20 protein-coding genes are annotated in these 15,679 nt (G+C 53.3%); 9 read left to right on the top strand and 11 right to left on the bottom strand.

Features of this window, described 5'->3' with window-relative positions; translation table 11 throughout:
* Nucleotides 1-143: 143 nt before the first annotated feature.
* From LCS67_RS13540 to mdtH, 8 genes are all read right to left on the bottom strand, one after another.
* Entirely contained in the window at nucleotides 144-257 is a 114-nt protein-coding gene (locus LCS67_RS13540; RefSeq protein ID WP_001253282.1) for a YceO family protein, read from the bottom strand.
* 40 nt (nucleotides 258-297) lie between these two features.
* On the bottom strand, nucleotides 298-1,416 hold the full coding sequence (gene solA, locus LCS67_RS13535; RefSeq protein WP_000872764.1) for an N-methyl-L-tryptophan oxidase: 1,119 nt from the start codon (nucleotides 1,414-1,416) through the stop codon (nucleotides 298-300).
* Nucleotides 1,417-1,528: 112 nt separating this feature from the next.
* Entirely contained in the window at nucleotides 1,529-1,783 is a 255-nt protein-coding gene (gene bssS, locus LCS67_RS13530) for a biofilm formation regulator BssS (protein WP_000414441.1), read from the bottom strand.
* A gap of 289 nt (nucleotides 1,784-2,072) precedes the next feature.
* A complete protein-coding gene (dinI, locus tag LCS67_RS13525; RefSeq protein ID WP_001217763.1) occupies nucleotides 2,073-2,318 on the bottom strand; it encodes a DNA damage-inducible protein I in 246 nt (81 codons plus the stop codon).
* Between the two features lie 73 nt (nucleotides 2,319-2,391).
* On the bottom strand, nucleotides 2,392-3,438 hold the full coding sequence (gene pyrC / locus LCS67_RS13520; RefSeq protein WP_000126609.1) for a dihydroorotase: 1,047 nt from the start codon (nucleotides 3,436-3,438) through the stop codon (nucleotides 2,392-2,394).
* Between the two features lie 103 nt (nucleotides 3,439-3,541).
* The gene (locus LCS67_RS13515; RefSeq protein WP_031565313.1) at nucleotides 3,542-4,102 is read right to left on the bottom strand and encodes a lipoprotein; all 561 of its coding nucleotides are present in this window, start codon (nucleotides 4,100-4,102) and stop codon (nucleotides 3,542-3,544) included.
* A gap of 124 nt (nucleotides 4,103-4,226) precedes the next feature.
* Nucleotides 4,227-4,874, bottom strand: coding sequence for a glutaredoxin 2 (gene grxB / locus LCS67_RS13510; protein ID WP_000780893.1), 648 nt, complete (start codon nucleotides 4,872-4,874; stop codon nucleotides 4,227-4,229).
* 63 nt (nucleotides 4,875-4,937) lie between these two features.
* Entirely contained in the window at nucleotides 4,938-6,146 is a 1,209-nt protein-coding gene (mdtH, locus tag LCS67_RS13505; protein ID WP_000092178.1) for a multidrug efflux MFS transporter MdtH, read from the bottom strand.
* Between the two features lie 236 nt (nucleotides 6,147-6,382).
* Here mdtH and rimJ point away from each other — a divergent pair, with 236 nt between their 5' ends.
* From rimJ to murJ, 4 genes are all read left to right on the top strand, one after another.
* A complete protein-coding gene (rimJ, locus tag LCS67_RS13500; RefSeq protein WP_000468204.1) occupies nucleotides 6,383-6,967 on the top strand; it encodes a ribosomal protein S5-alanine N-acetyltransferase in 585 nt (194 codons plus the stop codon).
* A gap of 35 nt (nucleotides 6,968-7,002) precedes the next feature.
* Nucleotides 7,003-7,650 (top strand): YceH family protein, encoded by a 648-nt coding sequence (locus tag LCS67_RS13495; RefSeq protein WP_000873047.1) that lies wholly within the window; start codon nucleotides 7,003-7,005, stop codon nucleotides 7,648-7,650.
* Between the two features lies 1 nt (nucleotide 7,651).
* Nucleotides 7,652-8,575, top strand: coding sequence for a Gfo/Idh/MocA family protein (locus LCS67_RS13490; RefSeq protein WP_031565332.1), 924 nt, complete (start codon nucleotides 7,652-7,654; stop codon nucleotides 8,573-8,575).
* Between the two features lie 303 nt (nucleotides 8,576-8,878).
* Nucleotides 8,879-10,414 (top strand): murein biosynthesis integral membrane protein MurJ, encoded by a 1,536-nt coding sequence (gene murJ, locus LCS67_RS13485; protein WP_001537775.1) that lies wholly within the window; start codon nucleotides 8,879-8,881, stop codon nucleotides 10,412-10,414.
* A gap of 81 nt (nucleotides 10,415-10,495) precedes the next feature.
* On the opposite strand, the gene flgN is transcribed toward murJ, so the two are convergent.
* The 3 genes from flgN to flgA all read right to left on the bottom strand — a co-directional run bounded on the left by flgN (nucleotide 10,496) and on the right by flgA (nucleotide 11,967).
* Nucleotides 10,496-10,918, bottom strand: a complete 423-nt coding sequence (gene flgN, locus LCS67_RS13480; protein WP_000197547.1) for a flagella biosynthesis chaperone FlgN — start codon at nucleotides 10,916-10,918, stop codon at nucleotides 10,496-10,498.
* Nucleotides 10,919-10,922: 4 nt separating this feature from the next.
* Nucleotides 10,923-11,216: a flagellar biosynthesis anti-sigma factor FlgM gene (gene flgM / locus LCS67_RS13475; protein ID WP_000020893.1), complete on the bottom strand. Its 294-nt coding sequence runs from the start codon at nucleotides 11,214-11,216 to the stop codon at nucleotides 10,923-10,925.
* 91 nt (nucleotides 11,217-11,307) lie between these two features.
* The gene (flgA, locus tag LCS67_RS13470) at nucleotides 11,308-11,967 is read right to left on the bottom strand and encodes a flagellar basal body P-ring formation chaperone FlgA (protein WP_001194091.1); all 660 of its coding nucleotides are present in this window, start codon (nucleotides 11,965-11,967) and stop codon (nucleotides 11,308-11,310) included.
* A 156-nt stretch (nucleotides 11,968-12,123) separates the two neighbouring features.
* Between flgA and flgB the strand changes: the two genes are divergently transcribed.
* Genes flgB through LCS67_RS13445 form a run of 5 tightly spaced genes read left to right on the top strand, consistent with a single transcriptional unit; the run spans nucleotide 12,124 to nucleotide 15,672 of the window.
* Nucleotides 12,124-12,540 carry a flagellar basal body rod protein FlgB gene (gene flgB, locus LCS67_RS13465; protein ID WP_000887043.1) on the top strand — a complete coding sequence of 139 codons (417 nt, stop codon included), beginning with the start codon at nucleotides 12,124-12,126 and terminating at the stop codon, nucleotides 12,538-12,540.
* A 3-nt stretch (nucleotides 12,541-12,543) separates the two neighbouring features.
* Entirely contained in the window at nucleotides 12,544-12,948 is a 405-nt protein-coding gene (gene flgC / locus LCS67_RS13460) for a flagellar basal body rod protein FlgC (protein WP_001196448.1), read from the top strand.
* Nucleotides 12,949-12,959: 11 nt separating this feature from the next.
* Nucleotides 12,960-13,658 carry a flagellar hook assembly protein FlgD gene (flgD, locus tag LCS67_RS13455; protein WP_000020450.1) on the top strand — a complete coding sequence of 233 codons (699 nt, stop codon included), beginning with the start codon at nucleotides 12,960-12,962 and terminating at the stop codon, nucleotides 13,656-13,658.
* Between the two features lie 26 nt (nucleotides 13,659-13,684).
* Complete coding sequence (gene flgE, locus LCS67_RS13450) at nucleotides 13,685-14,896, top strand: flagellar hook protein FlgE (RefSeq protein WP_000010562.1); 1,212 nt, start codon at nucleotides 13,685-13,687, stop codon at nucleotides 14,894-14,896.
* A 20-nt stretch (nucleotides 14,897-14,916) separates the two neighbouring features.
* Nucleotides 14,917-15,672, top strand: coding sequence for a flagellar basal body rod protein FlgF (locus LCS67_RS13445; RefSeq protein ID WP_000349278.1), 756 nt, complete (start codon nucleotides 14,917-14,919; stop codon nucleotides 15,670-15,672).
* Nucleotides 15,673-15,679 lie beyond the last annotated feature (7 nt).

The following is a 15,679-nucleotide window of genomic DNA, read 5'->3' as shown; positions in this document are numbered from 1 at the left end:
TGCGGTTCAGCTTCAGAAGTTTCGAGATATTTCCCCCTGATAACCGCGCAACGGCAGGAACTGGCATTATTGCCGTGCTTAACGTTATGAAATAAAAAGCGAGGAACTTTCAGGAAGTGTCAGTTAACGTCAATGAAAAGCAATCAAAAGAAAAGGAGATAAACAATATCCATCACCGCCAGCAGCGACCAAAGAATAACGTAAAGCATGAAATGTTCGCGAATATTATTCATCAGAAAATGAAAGAGACGACGCATAGCTTACCTTAATAAACAGCCCCTTTACGGGGCCGACAAATTATTGGCTAAAACGGGAAAGCCGGAACGGCGTCAGATCAAAGGAGGGCGTTTTTCCCAACGCAAAATCCGTAGCGATTTCTCCTAACACCGGGGCGAATTTAAAACCATGTCCGCTGAGTCCAGTGATGACAAGCGTGTTCTCATGGCCAGGCAGCGTATCGATAATAAAATCCTCGTCCGGCGAATTATCATAGGTACATGCCGCCCCATGTAAACAACCGCCGATACCCGGCAGTACGTTACGCAGGAAAGGAAATGCTTCCGCGCCATCGCTGGCAACGGCGGCAAAGGGCTTGCGCTCTTCCGGAGCCTGTATTAGCTGTCCGCCATTGTGTTTGCCGATTTTTAACTCGTCGTTCTCCGCCGGGAAACCGTAATATTGATCGCCGTTGGGCATTTCGCCGGTAAAGGCCGGAAAGCGGTTTTTAGTGCTGTAACGTCCATCCGCCTTAAACCAGGCAAAAACTTTACGTACGGGCTGAACGGGCAGCTCCGGTACCAGCGCTTTGACCCAGGTGCCCGCGCTAATCAGCGCTTTGCTGGCGTGGTAGCAACCTTCACTCGTCTCTATCGTCACACCGTTATCATCATGGTGAATATGGCTTACCGGGCTGTTGAATAGCTGTGCGCAGCCTGCTTCTCGGGCCAGACGAAGCCATGTGGTAATGGCTAATTCGCTGCGCAGGAAACCGGAGTCAGCTTCAAACAGCCCGATATAATTATCGGGCACGCGAATTTCCGGCCAGCGCGTCATGAGGGCCGTCGCGTCCAGGCGCTCGACGTTTAATTGCCACTGTTGCGCGCTTCGTGCGACGTTGGCTAAGAAAGCGGAGTCGGCCGGGCCGAGGTTAACGACGCCGGAGCGGACAAAAATAGGCTCTTCATTGTGTGTGGAGAGTTCATCCCAAAGCGCCTGGGCGCGAAGCACCAGTGGGACATATTTTTCGCCTTCACCATAAGCGTGGCGGATAAGTCGGGTATCGCCGTGATGGCTGCCCTGTTGATGAGGCGGCATATGCGCATCGGTCATCAGGACCTTTAGCCCGGCGCGGGTGGCGTAATAACCAGCGGCGGCGCCAACCGAACCGCTGCCGATAATAATAAGGTCGTATTTCATCAGCTTCTCTCTGCTATCGCGATGATTTCAGGGTAAATAACTGCGCTGAGATATACAAGCCAGAAATAAGTGAGGCACCTTACGGTGCCTGAGAGAGGGGGAGCGCGTCACGCTAATGGCGACGATACTCGTTTTCCTGGTAATCACCTGATTCTATTTTGGCGATGCCGGCTTCTAATATTGAAATAAATTGCCTGGCTACATCTGTCGTTAACCAGAGCGTTTGACCAACTTCAGTCCCTTCCGGTTCCGGACGATTTGGGGTCTGGTAGTGTAAACGCAGCATCAGCGCGTCATAGCTATCGACGGTGCTGATGTCCCATCCTACAAGCGGATGGGTCTGAATGACTTCATTATTCTTTTCCATCATGCCCCCCTGGTACGTGTTATAAGACAACGGTTCTCGAGGTTCAATGCGTGTTTTTCTTCTGAAGCAACTTCAGTATACCAATTAATAAGGCTATTCACTGCGTTTTTAAAGAGACCGGAGGATAAATTTCTCTTTTTAAGAATTATATGAACAATAAAGCGGCAGTTCATTCATATTTTTTTAGGATGTTGTGCAATTATTTTGAGGGTCAGGCGAAATATTCATCAGTTGCGCAAATAAAAAAGCCGGGGCGACCCGGCAAACATACATCACTGCATATCATTTTTTATTCATTGATGAACCAGTCATCAGCGCTCTCCCAGGTCTCCTGGAGAATCTCGCTAATGCGTTCTTTGTCCTCTTTTGATGCGCCAATGACGGACAAGTTGTTGGCGGTAGCGTAACGCACGGTGACGTTACCCAAATTCTCCGGAAAATGATGGCTAATACGACGGGAGAGTTCGCCCGCCAGCGCATCAATCGCACCGGCAGGCAGAGGTGACGTTTTGGCTATAGTGACTTCAATACGCATAATGGCCCCCTGTTGAATATACTGGATATATATACAGTTAAATCCAATATATAGCAACAAGTAAGCGCATTTTTTATTTTTTTACTGACCAGCGTACTGTTTCACCCGCTAAAAAAGGCACCAGCGAATCATCAGCCAGCGCGATATTTCCCGGTATCTGTTGTTCATCGCGAACCAGTTCCACCCACCCCGCATTCACCGGCAGGCCATAGAATTGCGGGCCATTCAGTGAACAGAACGCTTCAAAGTGCGCCAGCGCGTTCATTTCCTCAAACACGGCGGCATAACTGCCAAGGGCGGAGGGGGCGTTGAAACAACCAGCGCAGCCGCAACTGGTCTCTTTACGATGACGTGAATGCGGCGCTGAATCCGTCCCCAGGAAGGCGCGCGTAAAACCACTGGCAACCAGTTCGCGTAACGCCTGCTGGTGAATATTGCGTTTCAGAATCGGCAGACAGTACAGGTGAGGACGAATGCCGCCAACCAGCATATCATTACGGTTAAACATTAAATGTTGAGGCGTAATGGTAGCCGCCAGGTAGTCGTTGCCGTCACGGACATACTGCGCGGCATCTTTGGTCGTGATGTGTTCAAAGACCACTTTAAGCGCGGTCAGACGCTGGCGTAGCGGTTCCATTACGGTGTCGATAAAACGCGCTTCGCGATCGAAGATATCAACATCCGCATGGGTCACCTCACCGTGGACCAGTAATGGCATTCCGAGTTTTTCCATCCGCTCCAGTACCGGCATGATAGCGTCGACTGACGTTACGCCATGACTGGAGTTAGTGGTGGCATTGGCCGGGTAAAGCTTAGCCGCAGTAAACACGCCTTCATGGAAACCACGCTCCAGTTCATCGGCATCGAGCGAATCCGTTAAATAGCAGGTCATTAACGGCGTGAAATCCTGCCCGGCGGGCACCGCATCGAGAATACGCTGACGGTAGGCGATCGCTGCATCAACGGTCGTGATGGGGGACGCCAGGTTCGGCATCACGATAGCGCGACCATAAATTTCGCTGGTATAGGGTACGACCGTTTTTAACATGTCGCCATCGCGAAGGTGAACGTGCCAGTCGTCCGGGCGGCGGATCTTTAAAACCTGGGATGGTGCAGTCATTAATAAGCTCCGGCTGAGGAATAGTCTTTTTGCCGGAAACAAAGGATAAGCGGAAACGTTTTCGTTTGCACGTAAAAAAAGGGCGCGAGCGCGCCCTCCGAAATCAATTGGTGAAAGGAATAACGATTTCACCAGGTTTAACTTCAATGCCTTTCGCGAGTTTCTTCGCTAACGCTTCGCCTTTACTGCTGTCCTCACGCAACACGTAAGCGGGCCGCTGGTTAAAGTAGCTACGTAAAGACTGATTTAAATAGGGCAGGAGCGTTTGTAGCACTGCTTGCATTTTTTCCGGCGTCACGGTGGCGTCTACTACTTCCATCTCCTGAAGATAGATGGCGCCTTTTTCTTTATCAAAGACTGGCAGGGCTTTTAGCTTGAGTTTCATCGTCGCTTTTTGACTGCCAAACAGGGAATTCATATCCAGCCTGGCATCGCCAGTAAGGGTGACTTTATTAGGCTCTTCCCGACCAATCTGGCTGACAAGGTTAGTCAATACGATATGCGCGTCGGCAATGCCGGGCAGACCAATATCTTTTGAGAAATTATTCCGTTTTTCAAGCGCTTGATTGATTTCTTGTTCGCTAATGGTGTATTGCGTAAGTTGATTACAGCCCACTAACAGGCCGCTAACTACCAGCGCAGCGGCAAAAAAAAACTTTTTCATGGCGTTCCTTAGCATGTTGCCTGTGCCCTAATCTTGACACAAAGCAGCATGTCGCGCCAGCGGACATGGCGCCACGAGAAAAAGCTGAAAAAGGCGGCAAGAAAGGGTTGCCGCCTGGCGGGCGTTAGATAGCCATTGAGGAGAGTAAATTAATTTGCGTCTGCTTTGCCATATTATCGCGATAGTCCGCGACTTTTGTCGGCCAGTGAATACCGGCGACCAGCGTCAGATTACGCAGAAGCGGAAACAGATGAATATCATCTTCCGATAATTCGCCGTTAACGGCGTTAGGCTGTACGATGAGTTTATCCAGCAAACGTAAATCATCGCCGATCTTTTTAATCAGTCCGGCAGAGTGCGCAAGATGGTTGTCAAAACTGCCAGATGAGGCTTCTTTTTTGCGGATAAAATACTGGCGCGCCGCAGGGGTAGAAAATTCATCGAAAGCGGATTTTGCAAATCGCGGCAGCAGTAGCTGATTAACGTAACCGTTAACTTTGCGCAACCACTCTTCAATGGCTGGATTGCGTTTCCCGGTTAACAGCGGTTTGCCGTCGAGGTTGTCGACATAATGTACAATATCCATACTTTCAGGAAGGTAGCGACTATCATCTTTTTGCAGGATGGGCACCATCTTTTGACCAATCATCCGGGTGGGCGTCGCCTCGTCGTCATTTTGTAACACGTTAAGTTCAACGGGGATGTTCTTCAGGCCGAAAATCATGCGGGCTTTAACGCAGAAAGGGCAATGATCGTAAATATAAAGCTTCACGTTTCTCCTCCATTTGACTGTCGGTATCTGACCAGTATGGAGGAGATAGCGACAGGTATCAAATCAGGCGCCGGGTTCCAGCATCCGGCGCGGCGTGCGTTTATGACTAAATTGCCAGCCTAAAGCCAAAAAGGTAATGAAGCCGATAATACCGAGCATCATCCACGGTAGTTCAGGCTGCGCAAGCGCTTTACCCATATCAAACAACCAGCCGCCGCCGATATAACCAATCGCGCCGCCAATGGCTAATCCCAGACGGCTAAAGCCCATATAGCTTCCCCGCGCCCTCGCGTCCGCGAGCGACGCGCTGAGCGTTTCGCGCGCCGGTTCGGCGATAACCGAGCCGATGTAGAAAGCGCAAATAAGCGTAAAAAGCTGCTGTAAATTGCCCACCATCCCGATGGGGAGCATGCTCAGCGACATGACGAGCAAACCGGCCATCAGCCGATGCTCCAGCCGAAAACGCTTTTCGCTCCAGCGGGCAATCGGGTAGAGCAACGTCAGCGAGAGACACGCCTCTATAGCGTACATCCATTTCACGGCAGCAGGCGAGCCGGCGATATCGTTTACCATAATCGGAAGCATTAACATGACCTGTACCGCCAGCATATAGTAGCCCGCCAGCGTCAGCACGTAGGTGACAAACCTTTTATCGCTCATGACGCGGCGCATTCCTTCACGCACCGGCGTTCTGACCGTTGATAGCTTCCAGGCCGGAAGCAGCCATGCGTTGAAAAGGGCGCATAATATGAACAAAATAGCGCCCGTCGCGCAGACCAGGCGAAAATCGTATTGTAGCAACCAGCTTCCCAGTAGCGCGCCAATCACCGCACCCGCGCTGTCCTGCATCATCAACAGAGAAAAGAAGCGGCCCCGTTGCTCCGGACGAATTAATTTGACCACCAGCGCTGAGCGCGGCGGGTCGAAAAGCGTACCGCCGAGACCGGAAAGAAAGCAGGAAAACCACAAGAGCCAGGGCTCATGCGCGATACCCATGGTGGCAAAGCCGGCGGCGCGCATCAGCATACCGGTGACAATCATCGGTTTCGCGCCAAAGCGATCGGCGATGGCGCCGCCAAAAATGCCCAGACCTTGTTGAATAAACTGGCGCAGGCCGAGTGCGATCCCTACCATTACGGCAGCCCACCCCATTTGATCGACAAAGCGAATAGAGATGAGCGGGAATACGACGAAAAAACCCAGCACCACCAACATGTTATCGATGAGAAGAAAATATTTACCCAGGTTCCTCGCCTGCGAGACGCGCGACATTTCCCCTCCCGGGAAATAATAGATGAGCGTCTTCTATTCTGCGGCGGCGTTTCGTTTTTTCCTACCGTTAGCGGGACAATATTTTTTTATCAAAAGTCCTTTTTAATCGAGAGTTTTCATCAAAATGTGGCAGCAATTCAAAAAATGACGATTTGCGCTTTTCACAGAGCCTGGTTGCGCAGGTATAGTAATGTTACTGGCGTGCTGAAGACGTTACAGGAAGGAGTAGGTATAGAATGTTTGGCTATCGTAGTAACGTGCCAAAAGTGCGCTTAACCACCGATCGTCTGGTGGTACGTTTAGTGCATGAGCGTGATGCCTGGCGTCTGGCCGATTATTACGCGGAAAATCGTCATTTTTTAAAACCCTGGGAACCGGTCCGTGATGAAAGTCATTGTTATCCTTCAGGATGGCAGGCGCGTCTGGGAATGATCGGTGAATTTCACAAACAGGGCTCCGCCTTCTATTTCGCGCTACTTGATCCGGAAGAAAAAGAAATTATCGGCGTGGCGAATTTTTCCAATGTGGTGCGCGGTTCTTTTCATGCCTGTTATCTGGGCTATTCCATTGCGCAAAAGTGGCAGGGGCAGGGGCTGATGTTTGAAGCCTTAACCGCTGCGATTCGCTATATGCAGCGCACTCAGCATATCCACCGTATCATGGCGAACTATATGCCGCACAACAAACGTAGCGGCGCGTTGCTGGCGCGGCTTGGCTTTGAAAAAGAAGGCTATGCGAAAGATTACCTGTTGATTGATGGACAATGGCGCGACCATGTCCTGACGGCGTTAACCACGCCGTTATGGACGCCGGGGCGTTGAGCGGCTTACGGAATGAGAGGCAAAGGGAGAAAACGATGAAATATGAATTAACCGCCACTGAAGCGCGAGTGATTGGCTGTCTGCTGGAAAAGCAGGTGACAACGCCGGAACAGTATCCGCTTTCCGTCAACGGGGTGGTGACAGCCTGTAATCAGAAAACCAACCGTGAACCGGTGATGAACCTGACGGAACAAGAGGTACAAGAACAACTCGATAACCTGGTGAAACGCCACTTTTTGCGTACGGTCAGTGGGTTTGGCAATCGCGTCACCAAATATGAACAGCGTTTCTGTAATTCCGAATTTGGCGATCTGAAACTTAGCGCGGCGGAAGTGGCGCTCGTCACTACGCTGCTGCTGCGCGGCGCGCAAACGCCCGGCGAGTTGCGTAGCCGGGCGTCGCGGATGCATGAATTCAGCGATATGGCGGAAGTTGAATCCACGCTGGAACGGCTTGCCAGTCGTGAGGACGGCCCGTATGTCGTCCGTCTGGCGCGTGAACCGGGTAAGCGCGAAAGCCGTTATATGCACCTTTTTTGCGGCGACGTCGATGAACTGTCTCTCCAGACGTCTGCGCCGGAAAGTGCGTCGGGCGATCTTCAGTCGCGCGTCGAAGCGCTGGAAAGCGAAGTGGCGGAGTTAAAGCAGCGGCTGGATTCTTTGTTAGCTCACCTGGGGGAGTAATGTGAGAACATTACGGATTGGCATTGTCGGATTAGGCGGTATTGCGCAGAAGGCCTGGCTGCCGGTATTAACCAACACCGCCGGATGGACATTACAGGGCGCCTGGTCTCCTTTGCGGGATAAAGCCTTACGTATCTGCGAAAGCTGGCGCATACCGTATGTGGATTCGCTGGCGAATTTAGCGTCCGGCTGCGATGCGGTCTTCGTCCACTCCAGTACCGCAAGCCATTATGCCGTGGTCAGCGAACTTCTCAATGCCGGCGTGCATGTTTGCGTGGATAAACCGCTGGCGGAAAATCTACGTGATGCCGAACGGCTGGTGGCGCTGGCGGCGCAAAAAAAATTGACGCTGATGGTTGGCTTTAATCGCCGTTTCGCGCCGCTGTACCGCGAACTGAAGACGCGCCTCGGCACTGCGGCATCACTGCGTATGGATAAACATCGTACCGATAGCATCGGGCCGCACGACTTACGTTTTACTTTGCTCGATGACTATCTGCATGTCGTGGATACCGCTCTGTGGCTGGCGGGCGGCGAGGCGCGCCTTGCCAGCGGCATGTTGCTCACCAGCGAGTCCGGCGAAATGTGCTATGCGGAACATCATTTTTCCGCCGACAAACTACAAATTACCACCAGTATGCACCGGCGCGCCGGAAGTCAGCGTGAATCGGTCCAGGCCGTCACCGACGGCGGGCTGTATGACGTGACGGATATGCGTGAATGGCGCGAAGAGCGCGGGCAGGGTATTCTCATCAAACCCATTCCGGGTTGGCAAACGACGCTTGAACAGCGTGGTTTTGTCGGATGCGCGCGGCATTTCATTGACTGCGTACAAAATCAGACGGTTCCGGAAACGGCGGGGGAGCAGGCGATTTTGGCCCAGCGCGTCGTGGAGGCGCTGTGGCGGGACGCCATCAGCGAATAACCCTCTGTAACATCTGGCGGTAGTAATTCATCGTAATCCAGGTACTATACCCTCAATAATTCGAGTTGCAGAAAAGCTAACGCACATGCAGCTCGAAGTATGGCGGGTATATATGCCCACTCTACATAATACCTCTTTTCACAGTGAATAATGGCAAACCGTGGGGAGTCTGTAAGGCCTGATAAGACGTTTTAACGTCGCCGTCAGGCGCGGTGATACAGCCGGATACGGCAGAAGTTGCGTTATCCGGTCGATGGATCAGCCATGCAGGAGTTTTACGCCAGGGTCTGGAATACAAAAGAAATGAATTTATTGAAATCGCTGGCTGCCGTCAGCTCGATGACTATGTTTTCACGCGTGTTGGGCTTTGCCCGTGATGCGATTGTCGCCAGAATTTTTGGCGCAGGGATGGCGACCGACGCCTTTTTTGTGGCGTTTAAACTCCCCAATCTACTACGCCGGATCTTTGCCGAAGGCGCTTTTTCTCAGGCCTTTGTGCCTATCCTGGCGGAATATAAGAGCAAGCAGGGTGAAGAAGCGACGCGGATCTTTGTCGCTTACGTTTCCGGCCTGTTGACGCTGGCATTGGCCGTCGTGACGGTAGCCGGTATGCTGGCCGCCCCGTGGGTGATTATGGTAACCGCGCCGGGTTTTGCCGATACTGCGGATAAATTCGCGCTGACGACGCAACTGCTGCGGATTACGTTTCCCTATATTCTGCTGATCTCGCTGGCTTCACTGGTTGGCGCCATTCTCAACACCTGGAATCGCTTCTCTATTCCCGCTTTTGCGCCGACATTTCTTAATATCAGCATGATCGGTTTTGCATTATTCGCCGCGCCATACTTTAATCCGCCGGTGCTGGCGTTAGCCTGGGCAGTCACCGTCGGCGGCGTGCTGCAACTGGTGTATCAACTTCCGTATTTGAAAAAGATCGGTATGTTGGTGCTGCCGCGCATTAACTTTCGCGACACCGGGGCGATGCGGGTAGTCAAACAGATGGGGCCGGCGATTTTGGGCGTATCCGTCAGTCAGATCTCCCTTATCATCAATACCATTTTTGCCTCGTTTCTGGCCTCCGGCTCGGTCTCATGGATGTACTATGCCGATCGGTTGATGGAGTTCCCGTCCGGCGTGCTGGGCGTGGCATTGGGGACCATCCTGTTGCCGTCATTGTCGAAAAGCTTTGCCAGCGGCAATCATGATGAGTACTGCCGCCTGATGGACTGGGGGCTGCGTTTGTGCTTTTTACTGGCGTTGCCGAGCGCGGTAGCGTTAGGCATTCTGGCGAAGCCGCTGACGGTCTCGCTGTTTCAGTACGGTAAATTCACCGCCTTTGATGCGGCAATGACGCAGCGGGCGTTAATCGCCTATTCGGTGGGGCTGATTGGCTTGATCGTCGTAAAAGTGCTGGCCCCGGGCTTCTATTCTCGCCAGGATATTAAAACGCCGGTGAAAATCGCCATCGTGACGTTAATCATGACTCAGTTAATGAACCTGGCGTTTATTGGACCGCTGAAACACGCCGGACTGTCGCTCTCTATTGGTCTGGCGGCATGTCTCAATGCGTCGCTGCTGTACTGGCAACTGCGCAAACAGAATATCTTTACGCCACAACCGGGTTGGATGTGGTTCCTGATGCGTCTGATCATTTCCGTACTGGTGATGGCCGCCGTATTGTTCGGCGTGTTGCATATTATGCCGGAGTGGTCGCAAGGGTCGATGTTATGGCGTTTGCTACGTTTGATGGCGGTAGTGATCGCGGGTATCGCGGCCTATTTCGCCGCGCTTGCCGTGCTGGGCTTTAAAGTGAAAGAGTTTGTTCGCCGGACGGCGTAAATTCAGTGCCTGATAGCGCTGTGCTATCAGGCCTACAAGGCATTCAGGCCGGAAAGGCGCAACGTCGCCATCCGGCACTGATTAGATAGAAATTTTTTTACCGCCGCGGTGAGAGACGGAAGTCTGACCGTCAGCCCCGTACAAGGTCGGCTCCTGGTGAGGTTTCAGCACCTCCAGCGCCTGTTGATTACGCTCAATTTGCCCTTCCAGCAGCCAGCCGTTGTGCTGGTTGAGGTCGCGAAGATGCTGCGTTTTTTCGGTAATCGCCTGCCAGCGCTCTGCAATGTCATCGTTTGCGCTACGCTGCGCGTTCTGCTCCAGACGGCGCTGTTGTTCCAGATAATCCAGCGTCGCCAGCAACGAGCTTTTTTCTTCTGTAATACGCTGTAGCTGGCTGCCGTTAATCTGGCCTACGGAAAGCTGTTGTTGCTCGGCGTCCATCACCGTCTTCAGGTCATTCAGGACGGTGGTCATCTGGTCAAGTATTTCTGACAAACGAGTCATACGCTTATTTACTCTGTAAGTAGCTCTGCGCCTCGCGAATGAGCGAGTCTGCTATTTTTCCCGTATCCATTTTTAACTCACCGTTACGGATAGCTGTTTTTAATGCTTCGACGCGTTCCATATTAATGTCGCTGACGCCTGGCTGCATGAGCTTCGCTTGCGCGTCGCTTAACGTTACGCTGGCGCTCGTCGCGGCGGACGTTTTTTCCTGACGCGTTTTTTGTACCGGCGTATCGCTGGTTTCGCGCGTCTGGACAGTGCTAACGGGTTTCAAAGGTGAGGTACGGTCAATGCTCATTTATTTATCCTCATCGAGGGTTACGTTGTAGCGGCCAGCTACCATCATGGTTGAATATCTCATCGGCAGCCGCGACAAAATCTTTACACAATTATAGGTTAATAAGAATATTCCCATCAGAATCGACGGTTCCACTCACGATTTGACCCGATGTCATGCGCACGCGCGCATTTTGCGCGACGGCGGCATTATTCATCGCCTGACCTTCCGCATTGACGCTAAACCCCTCGCCATTGGCGATGACCTGTACTCGTTGCCCCGCTTTGACGCGCCAGGCCTGACGTATCATCGTAAGCTGTACCGGCTGCCCAGGAGCGAGATCGCGCAAACTGACGGCATCCTGAATCTGACGGATATCCAGTACCGTCCGCGGCGGTAACTGATCCAGCCTGCCACGTTTTAGCGTGACGTTGGCCGGCGTCAATTTTCCGCCGCGCGCGACGGGCGCGGCAACGGCGACATAATTGCCGGTCGCTTGCACATTCACCTGCAAATAACGTTTTTCATTGGCGCAGCGCGCCACCACATTGACGTTGCCCCACAGCTTCGCGCTGCCCGTCATGCTGAAGGCTGGCTGCTCGCAGCTCGGTAGCAGATTGGGCGATGAACGGAGCGTGACAACCACCTCGTCGCTGAAGCCAGACAGACGCTGGGAAAACCACGTGGTCAGCTGGGCGTTGATGTCCTGCGCCATTGTCAGGGGGCTGAACAGCAAAGCCGCCACGGCGAATCCTCGTTTTAACGTTTGCATGGTACTTCCCCCTGGTTGATGTCATGACAGGATTCTACCCGTGTGAAGCAAGCATCAACGCAATAAATAGCGACGCATTTTGCGTTTATTCCGGCGATAACGCGCGCGTGAAGGCATTTAAGCTGTCGGCTGAATTTTGCCATTTGCGGAGGAGATATGCTCGACAGGCTCGATGCCGCCTTACGATTTCAGCAGGAAGCGCTAAATCTGCGCGCGCAACGTCAGGAAATATTAGCGGCGAATATCGCCAATGCCGATACGCCGGGGTATCAGGCGCGCGATATTGATTTTGCCAGTGAGTTAAAAAAGGTGATGGTGCGTGGACGGGAAGAAACCGGCGGCGTCGCGTTAACGTTGACTTCCTCTCACCATATTCCCGCCCAGGCGGTCTCTTCTCCCGCAGTGGATCTGCTTTACCGCGTACCCGATCAGCCTTCTTTGGATGGTAACACCGTAGATATGGACAGGGAACGTACGCAGTTTGCGGATAACAGTCTCAAATATCAGATGGGGCTTACCGTTCTGGGTAGCCAACTCAAAGGCATGATGAATGTGCTACAGGGAGGAAACTAATTCGTGGCGCTGTTAAACATTTTTGATATTGCCGGATCGGCGCTTGCCGCACAGTCCAAGCGGTTGAACGTTGCGGCCAGTAACCTGGCGAATGCGGATAGCGTCACCGGCCCGGACGGACAGCCTTATCGCGCCAAACAGGTGGTTTTTCAGGTGGACGCCGCGCCGGGTCAAGCCACTGGCGGGGTAAAGGTCGCCAGCGTGATTGAAAGTCAGGCACCGGAAAAGCTGGTTTATGAGCCAGGCAATCCGCTGGCGGACGCTAATGGTTACGTCAAAATGCCCAACGTCGATGTGGTCGGCGAAATGGTCAACACGATGTCAGCCTCGCGCAGCTATCAGGCAAATATCGAAGTCCTGAATACCGTAAAAAGCATGATGCTTAAAACGCTGACATTAGGCCAGTAAAGGAGGCGCGTATGTCTATTGCCGTAAATATGAATGACCCGACCAACACGGGCGTCAAAACGACGACCGGCAGCGGGTCGATGACCGGAAGCAACGCTGCCGATCTGCAAAGCAGTTTCCTGACCTTACTGGTCGCGCAATTGAAGAACCAGGACCCGACTAACCCATTACAAAATAATGAGTTAACGACACAGTTGGCGCAAATCAGTACCGTGAGCGGCATTGAAAAACTGAATACGACGCTGGGGGCTATTTCCGGGCAAATCGATAATAGTCAGTCCCTACAGGCGACCACGCTGATTGGGCATGGCGTTATGGTGCCTGGCACCACAATTCTGGCGGGTAAAGGCGCGGAAGAAGGGGCCGTGACGTCCACGACGCCGTTTGGCGTGGAATTGCAACAGCCTGCGGACAAAGTGACGGCAACCATTACCGATAAAGATGGCCGGGTGGTACGGACGCTGGAGATCGGTGAGTTGCGAGCCGGGGTACACACCTTTACCTGGGATGGTAAGCAAACGGACGGAACAACGGTACCGAATGGTTCTTACAACATTGCGATTACCGCCAGCAATGGCGGGACGCAACTGGTGGCGCAGCCGCTGCAATTCGCTCTGGTACAGGGCGTGACGAAGGGCAGTAACGGCAACCTGTTGGATCTGGGTACCTACGGCACCACCACACTCGACGAAGTTCGGCAAATAATCTAAGCCCTTACACTTATCAGGAGTCAGTCATGTCTTTTTCTCAAGCGGTTAGCGGCCTGAACGCTGCGGCCACCAACCTTGATGTTATCGGTAATAACATCGCCAACTCCGCCACCTATGGCTTTAAGTCCGGTACGGCATCATTTGCCGATATGTTTGCCGGTTCCAAAGTGGGGCTGGGCGTAAAAGTGGCGGGGATTACCCAGGATTTTACCGACGGTACGACAACGAACACCGGGCGCGGGCTGGATGTCGCGATTAGCCAGAACGGTTTTTTCCGCCTGGTAGACAGCAACGGTTCCGTGTTCTATAGCCGCAACGGCCAGTTCAAACTGGACGAGAACCGTAACCTGGTCAATATGCAGGGGATGCAGTTGACCGGCTATCCGGCCACCGGTACGCCGCCGACCATTCAGCAGGGGGCGAATCCTGCGCCGATCACCATTCCGAACACGCTGATGGCGGCGAAATCGACCACCACCGCGTCAATGCAGATCAACCTGAACTCAACGGACCCTGTACCGTCTAAAACGCCCTTTAGCGTGAGTGATGCGGATTCGTATAACAAAAAAGGCACCGTCACCGTTTATGACAGCCAGGGTAATGCCCATGACATGAACGTCTATTTTGTGAAAACCAAAGATAATGAATGGGCCGTGTACACCCATGACAGTAGCGATCCTGCAGCCACAGCGCCGGCGGCACCATCAACCACTCTGGTATTTAACGCAAACGGGACACTGCAATCCGGCGGTACGGTGAACATCACCACCGGTACGATTAATGGCGCGACAGCGGCCACCTTCTCCCTCAGCTTCCTTAACTCCATGCAGCAGAACACCGGGGCTAACAACATCGTCGCCACCAATCAGAACGGCTATAAGCCGGGCGACCTGGTGAGCTACCAGATTAACAACGACGGCACCGTAGTTGGCAACTATTCCAACGAGCAGGAGCAGGTGCTGGGGCAGATAGTGCTGGCTAACTTCGCCAACAACGAAGGTCTGGCATCCCAGGGCGATAACGTCTGGGCGGCGACGCAGGCCTCCGGGGTAGCGCTGCTGGGGACTGCCGGTTCCGGCAACTTCGGTAAGCTGACGAACGGCGCGCTGGAAGCCTCTAACGTGGATTTGAGTAAAGAGCTGGTGAATATGATCGTCGCGCAGCGTAACTACCAGTCGAATGCGCAGACCATCAAAACCCAGGACCAGATCCTCAATACGCTGGTTAACCTGCGCTAAGCGCCTGACGGGATAGCTTAATGGATCACGCAATTTATACCGCCATGGGGGCGGCCAGTCAGACGCTTAACCAGCAGGCGGTAACGGCCAGCAACCTGGCTAATGCCTCAACGCCGGGCTTTCGCGCGCAGCTTAACGCGCTACGCGCGGTGCCCGTTGATGGCCTCTCTTTAGCGACGCGCACGCTGGTTACGGCGTCGACGCCGGGGGCGGATATGACCCCGGGTCAGTTGGACTACACCTCCCGCCCACTGGATGTCGCGTTACAGCAGGACGGCTGGCTGGTGGTGCAAGCGGCGGATGGCGCTGAAGGATATACCCGTAACGGGAATATCCAGGTGGGGCCGACCGGGCAGTTAACCATTCAGGGACATCCGGTTATCGGCGAAGGCGGCCCGATCACCGTTCCTGAAGGGTCGGAAATCACCATCGCGGCAGACGGCACGATCTCCGCGCTCAATCCCGGCGACCCGCCAAACACGGTGGCGCCCGTTGGGCGACTGAAGCTGGTCAAAGCGGAAGGCAATGAGGTGCAGCGGAGCGATGACGGTTTATTCCGCCTTACCGCCGAGGCACAGGCTGAACGCGGGGCGGTACTGGCCGCCGACCCGTCAATTCGCATTATGTCGGGCGTGCTGGAGGGCAGTAACGTCAAGCCGGTTGAAGCCATGACCGACATGATCGCCAACGCACGTCGTTTTGAAATGCAGATGAAGGTTATCACCAGCGTAGATGAGAACGAAGGGCGAGCTAACCAACTGCTGTCGATGAGTTAATACAGGA

The sequence above is a fragment of the Salmonella sp. A7 genome (assembly GCF_020181675.1).
Lineage (GTDB): Bacteria > Pseudomonadota > Gammaproteobacteria > Enterobacterales > Enterobacteriaceae > Salmonella > Salmonella enterica.
This window is presented reverse-complemented; position numbering and strand designations above follow the sequence as displayed.

What these genes read in the sequence shown, in the direction of transcription:
- dinI (WP_001217763.1), bottom strand. Translation starts at nt 2,318, where the DNA reads ATGCGTATTGAAGTCACTATAGCCAAAACGTCACCTCTGCCTGCCGGT.
- flgE (WP_000010562.1), top strand. Translation starts at nt 13,685, where the DNA reads ATGTCTTTTTCTCAAGCGGTTAGCGGCCTGAACGCTGCGGCCACCAAC.
- LCS67_RS13540 (WP_001253282.1), bottom strand. Translation starts at nt 257, where the DNA reads ATGCGTCGTCTCTTTCATTTTCTGATGAATAATATTCGCGAACATTTC.
- flgA (WP_001194091.1), bottom strand. Translation starts at nt 11,967, where the DNA reads ATGCAAACGTTAAAACGAGGATTCGCCGTGGCGGCTTTGCTGTTCAGC.
- flgD (WP_000020450.1), top strand. Translation starts at nt 12,960, where the DNA reads ATGTCTATTGCCGTAAATATGAATGACCCGACCAACACGGGCGTCAAA.
- LCS67_RS13515 (WP_031565313.1), bottom strand. Translation starts at nt 4,102, where the DNA reads ATGAAAAAGTTTTTTTTTGCCGCTGCGCTGGTAGTTAGCGGCCTGTTA.
- pyrC (WP_000126609.1), bottom strand. Translation starts at nt 3,438, where the DNA reads ATGACTGCACCATCCCAGGTTTTAAAGATCCGCCGCCCGGACGACTGG.
- flgN (WP_000197547.1), bottom strand. Translation starts at nt 10,918, where the DNA reads ATGACTCGTTTGTCAGAAATACTTGACCAGATGACCACCGTCCTGAAT.
- murJ (WP_001537775.1), top strand. Translation starts at nt 8,879, where the DNA reads ATGAATTTATTGAAATCGCTGGCTGCCGTCAGCTCGATGACTATGTTT.
- flgM (WP_000020893.1), bottom strand. Translation starts at nt 11,216, where the DNA reads ATGAGCATTGACCGTACCTCACCTTTGAAACCCGTTAGCACTGTCCAG.
- bssS (WP_000414441.1), bottom strand. Translation starts at nt 1,783, where the DNA reads ATGGAAAAGAATAATGAAGTCATTCAGACCCATCCGCTTGTAGGATGG.
- mdtH (WP_000092178.1), bottom strand. Translation starts at nt 6,146, where the DNA reads ATGTCGCGCGTCTCGCAGGCGAGGAACCTGGGTAAATATTTTCTTCTC.
- flgB (WP_000887043.1), top strand. Translation starts at nt 12,124, where the DNA reads ATGCTCGACAGGCTCGATGCCGCCTTACGATTTCAGCAGGAAGCGCTA.
- solA (WP_000872764.1), bottom strand. Translation starts at nt 1,416, where the DNA reads ATGAAATACGACCTTATTATTATCGGCAGCGGTTCGGTTGGCGCCGCC.
- LCS67_RS13495 (WP_000873047.1), top strand. Translation starts at nt 7,003, where the DNA reads ATGAAATATGAATTAACCGCCACTGAAGCGCGAGTGATTGGCTGTCTG.
- rimJ (WP_000468204.1), top strand. Translation starts at nt 6,383, where the DNA reads ATGTTTGGCTATCGTAGTAACGTGCCAAAAGTGCGCTTAACCACCGAT.
- LCS67_RS13445 (WP_000349278.1), top strand. Translation starts at nt 14,917, where the DNA reads ATGGATCACGCAATTTATACCGCCATGGGGGCGGCCAGTCAGACGCTT.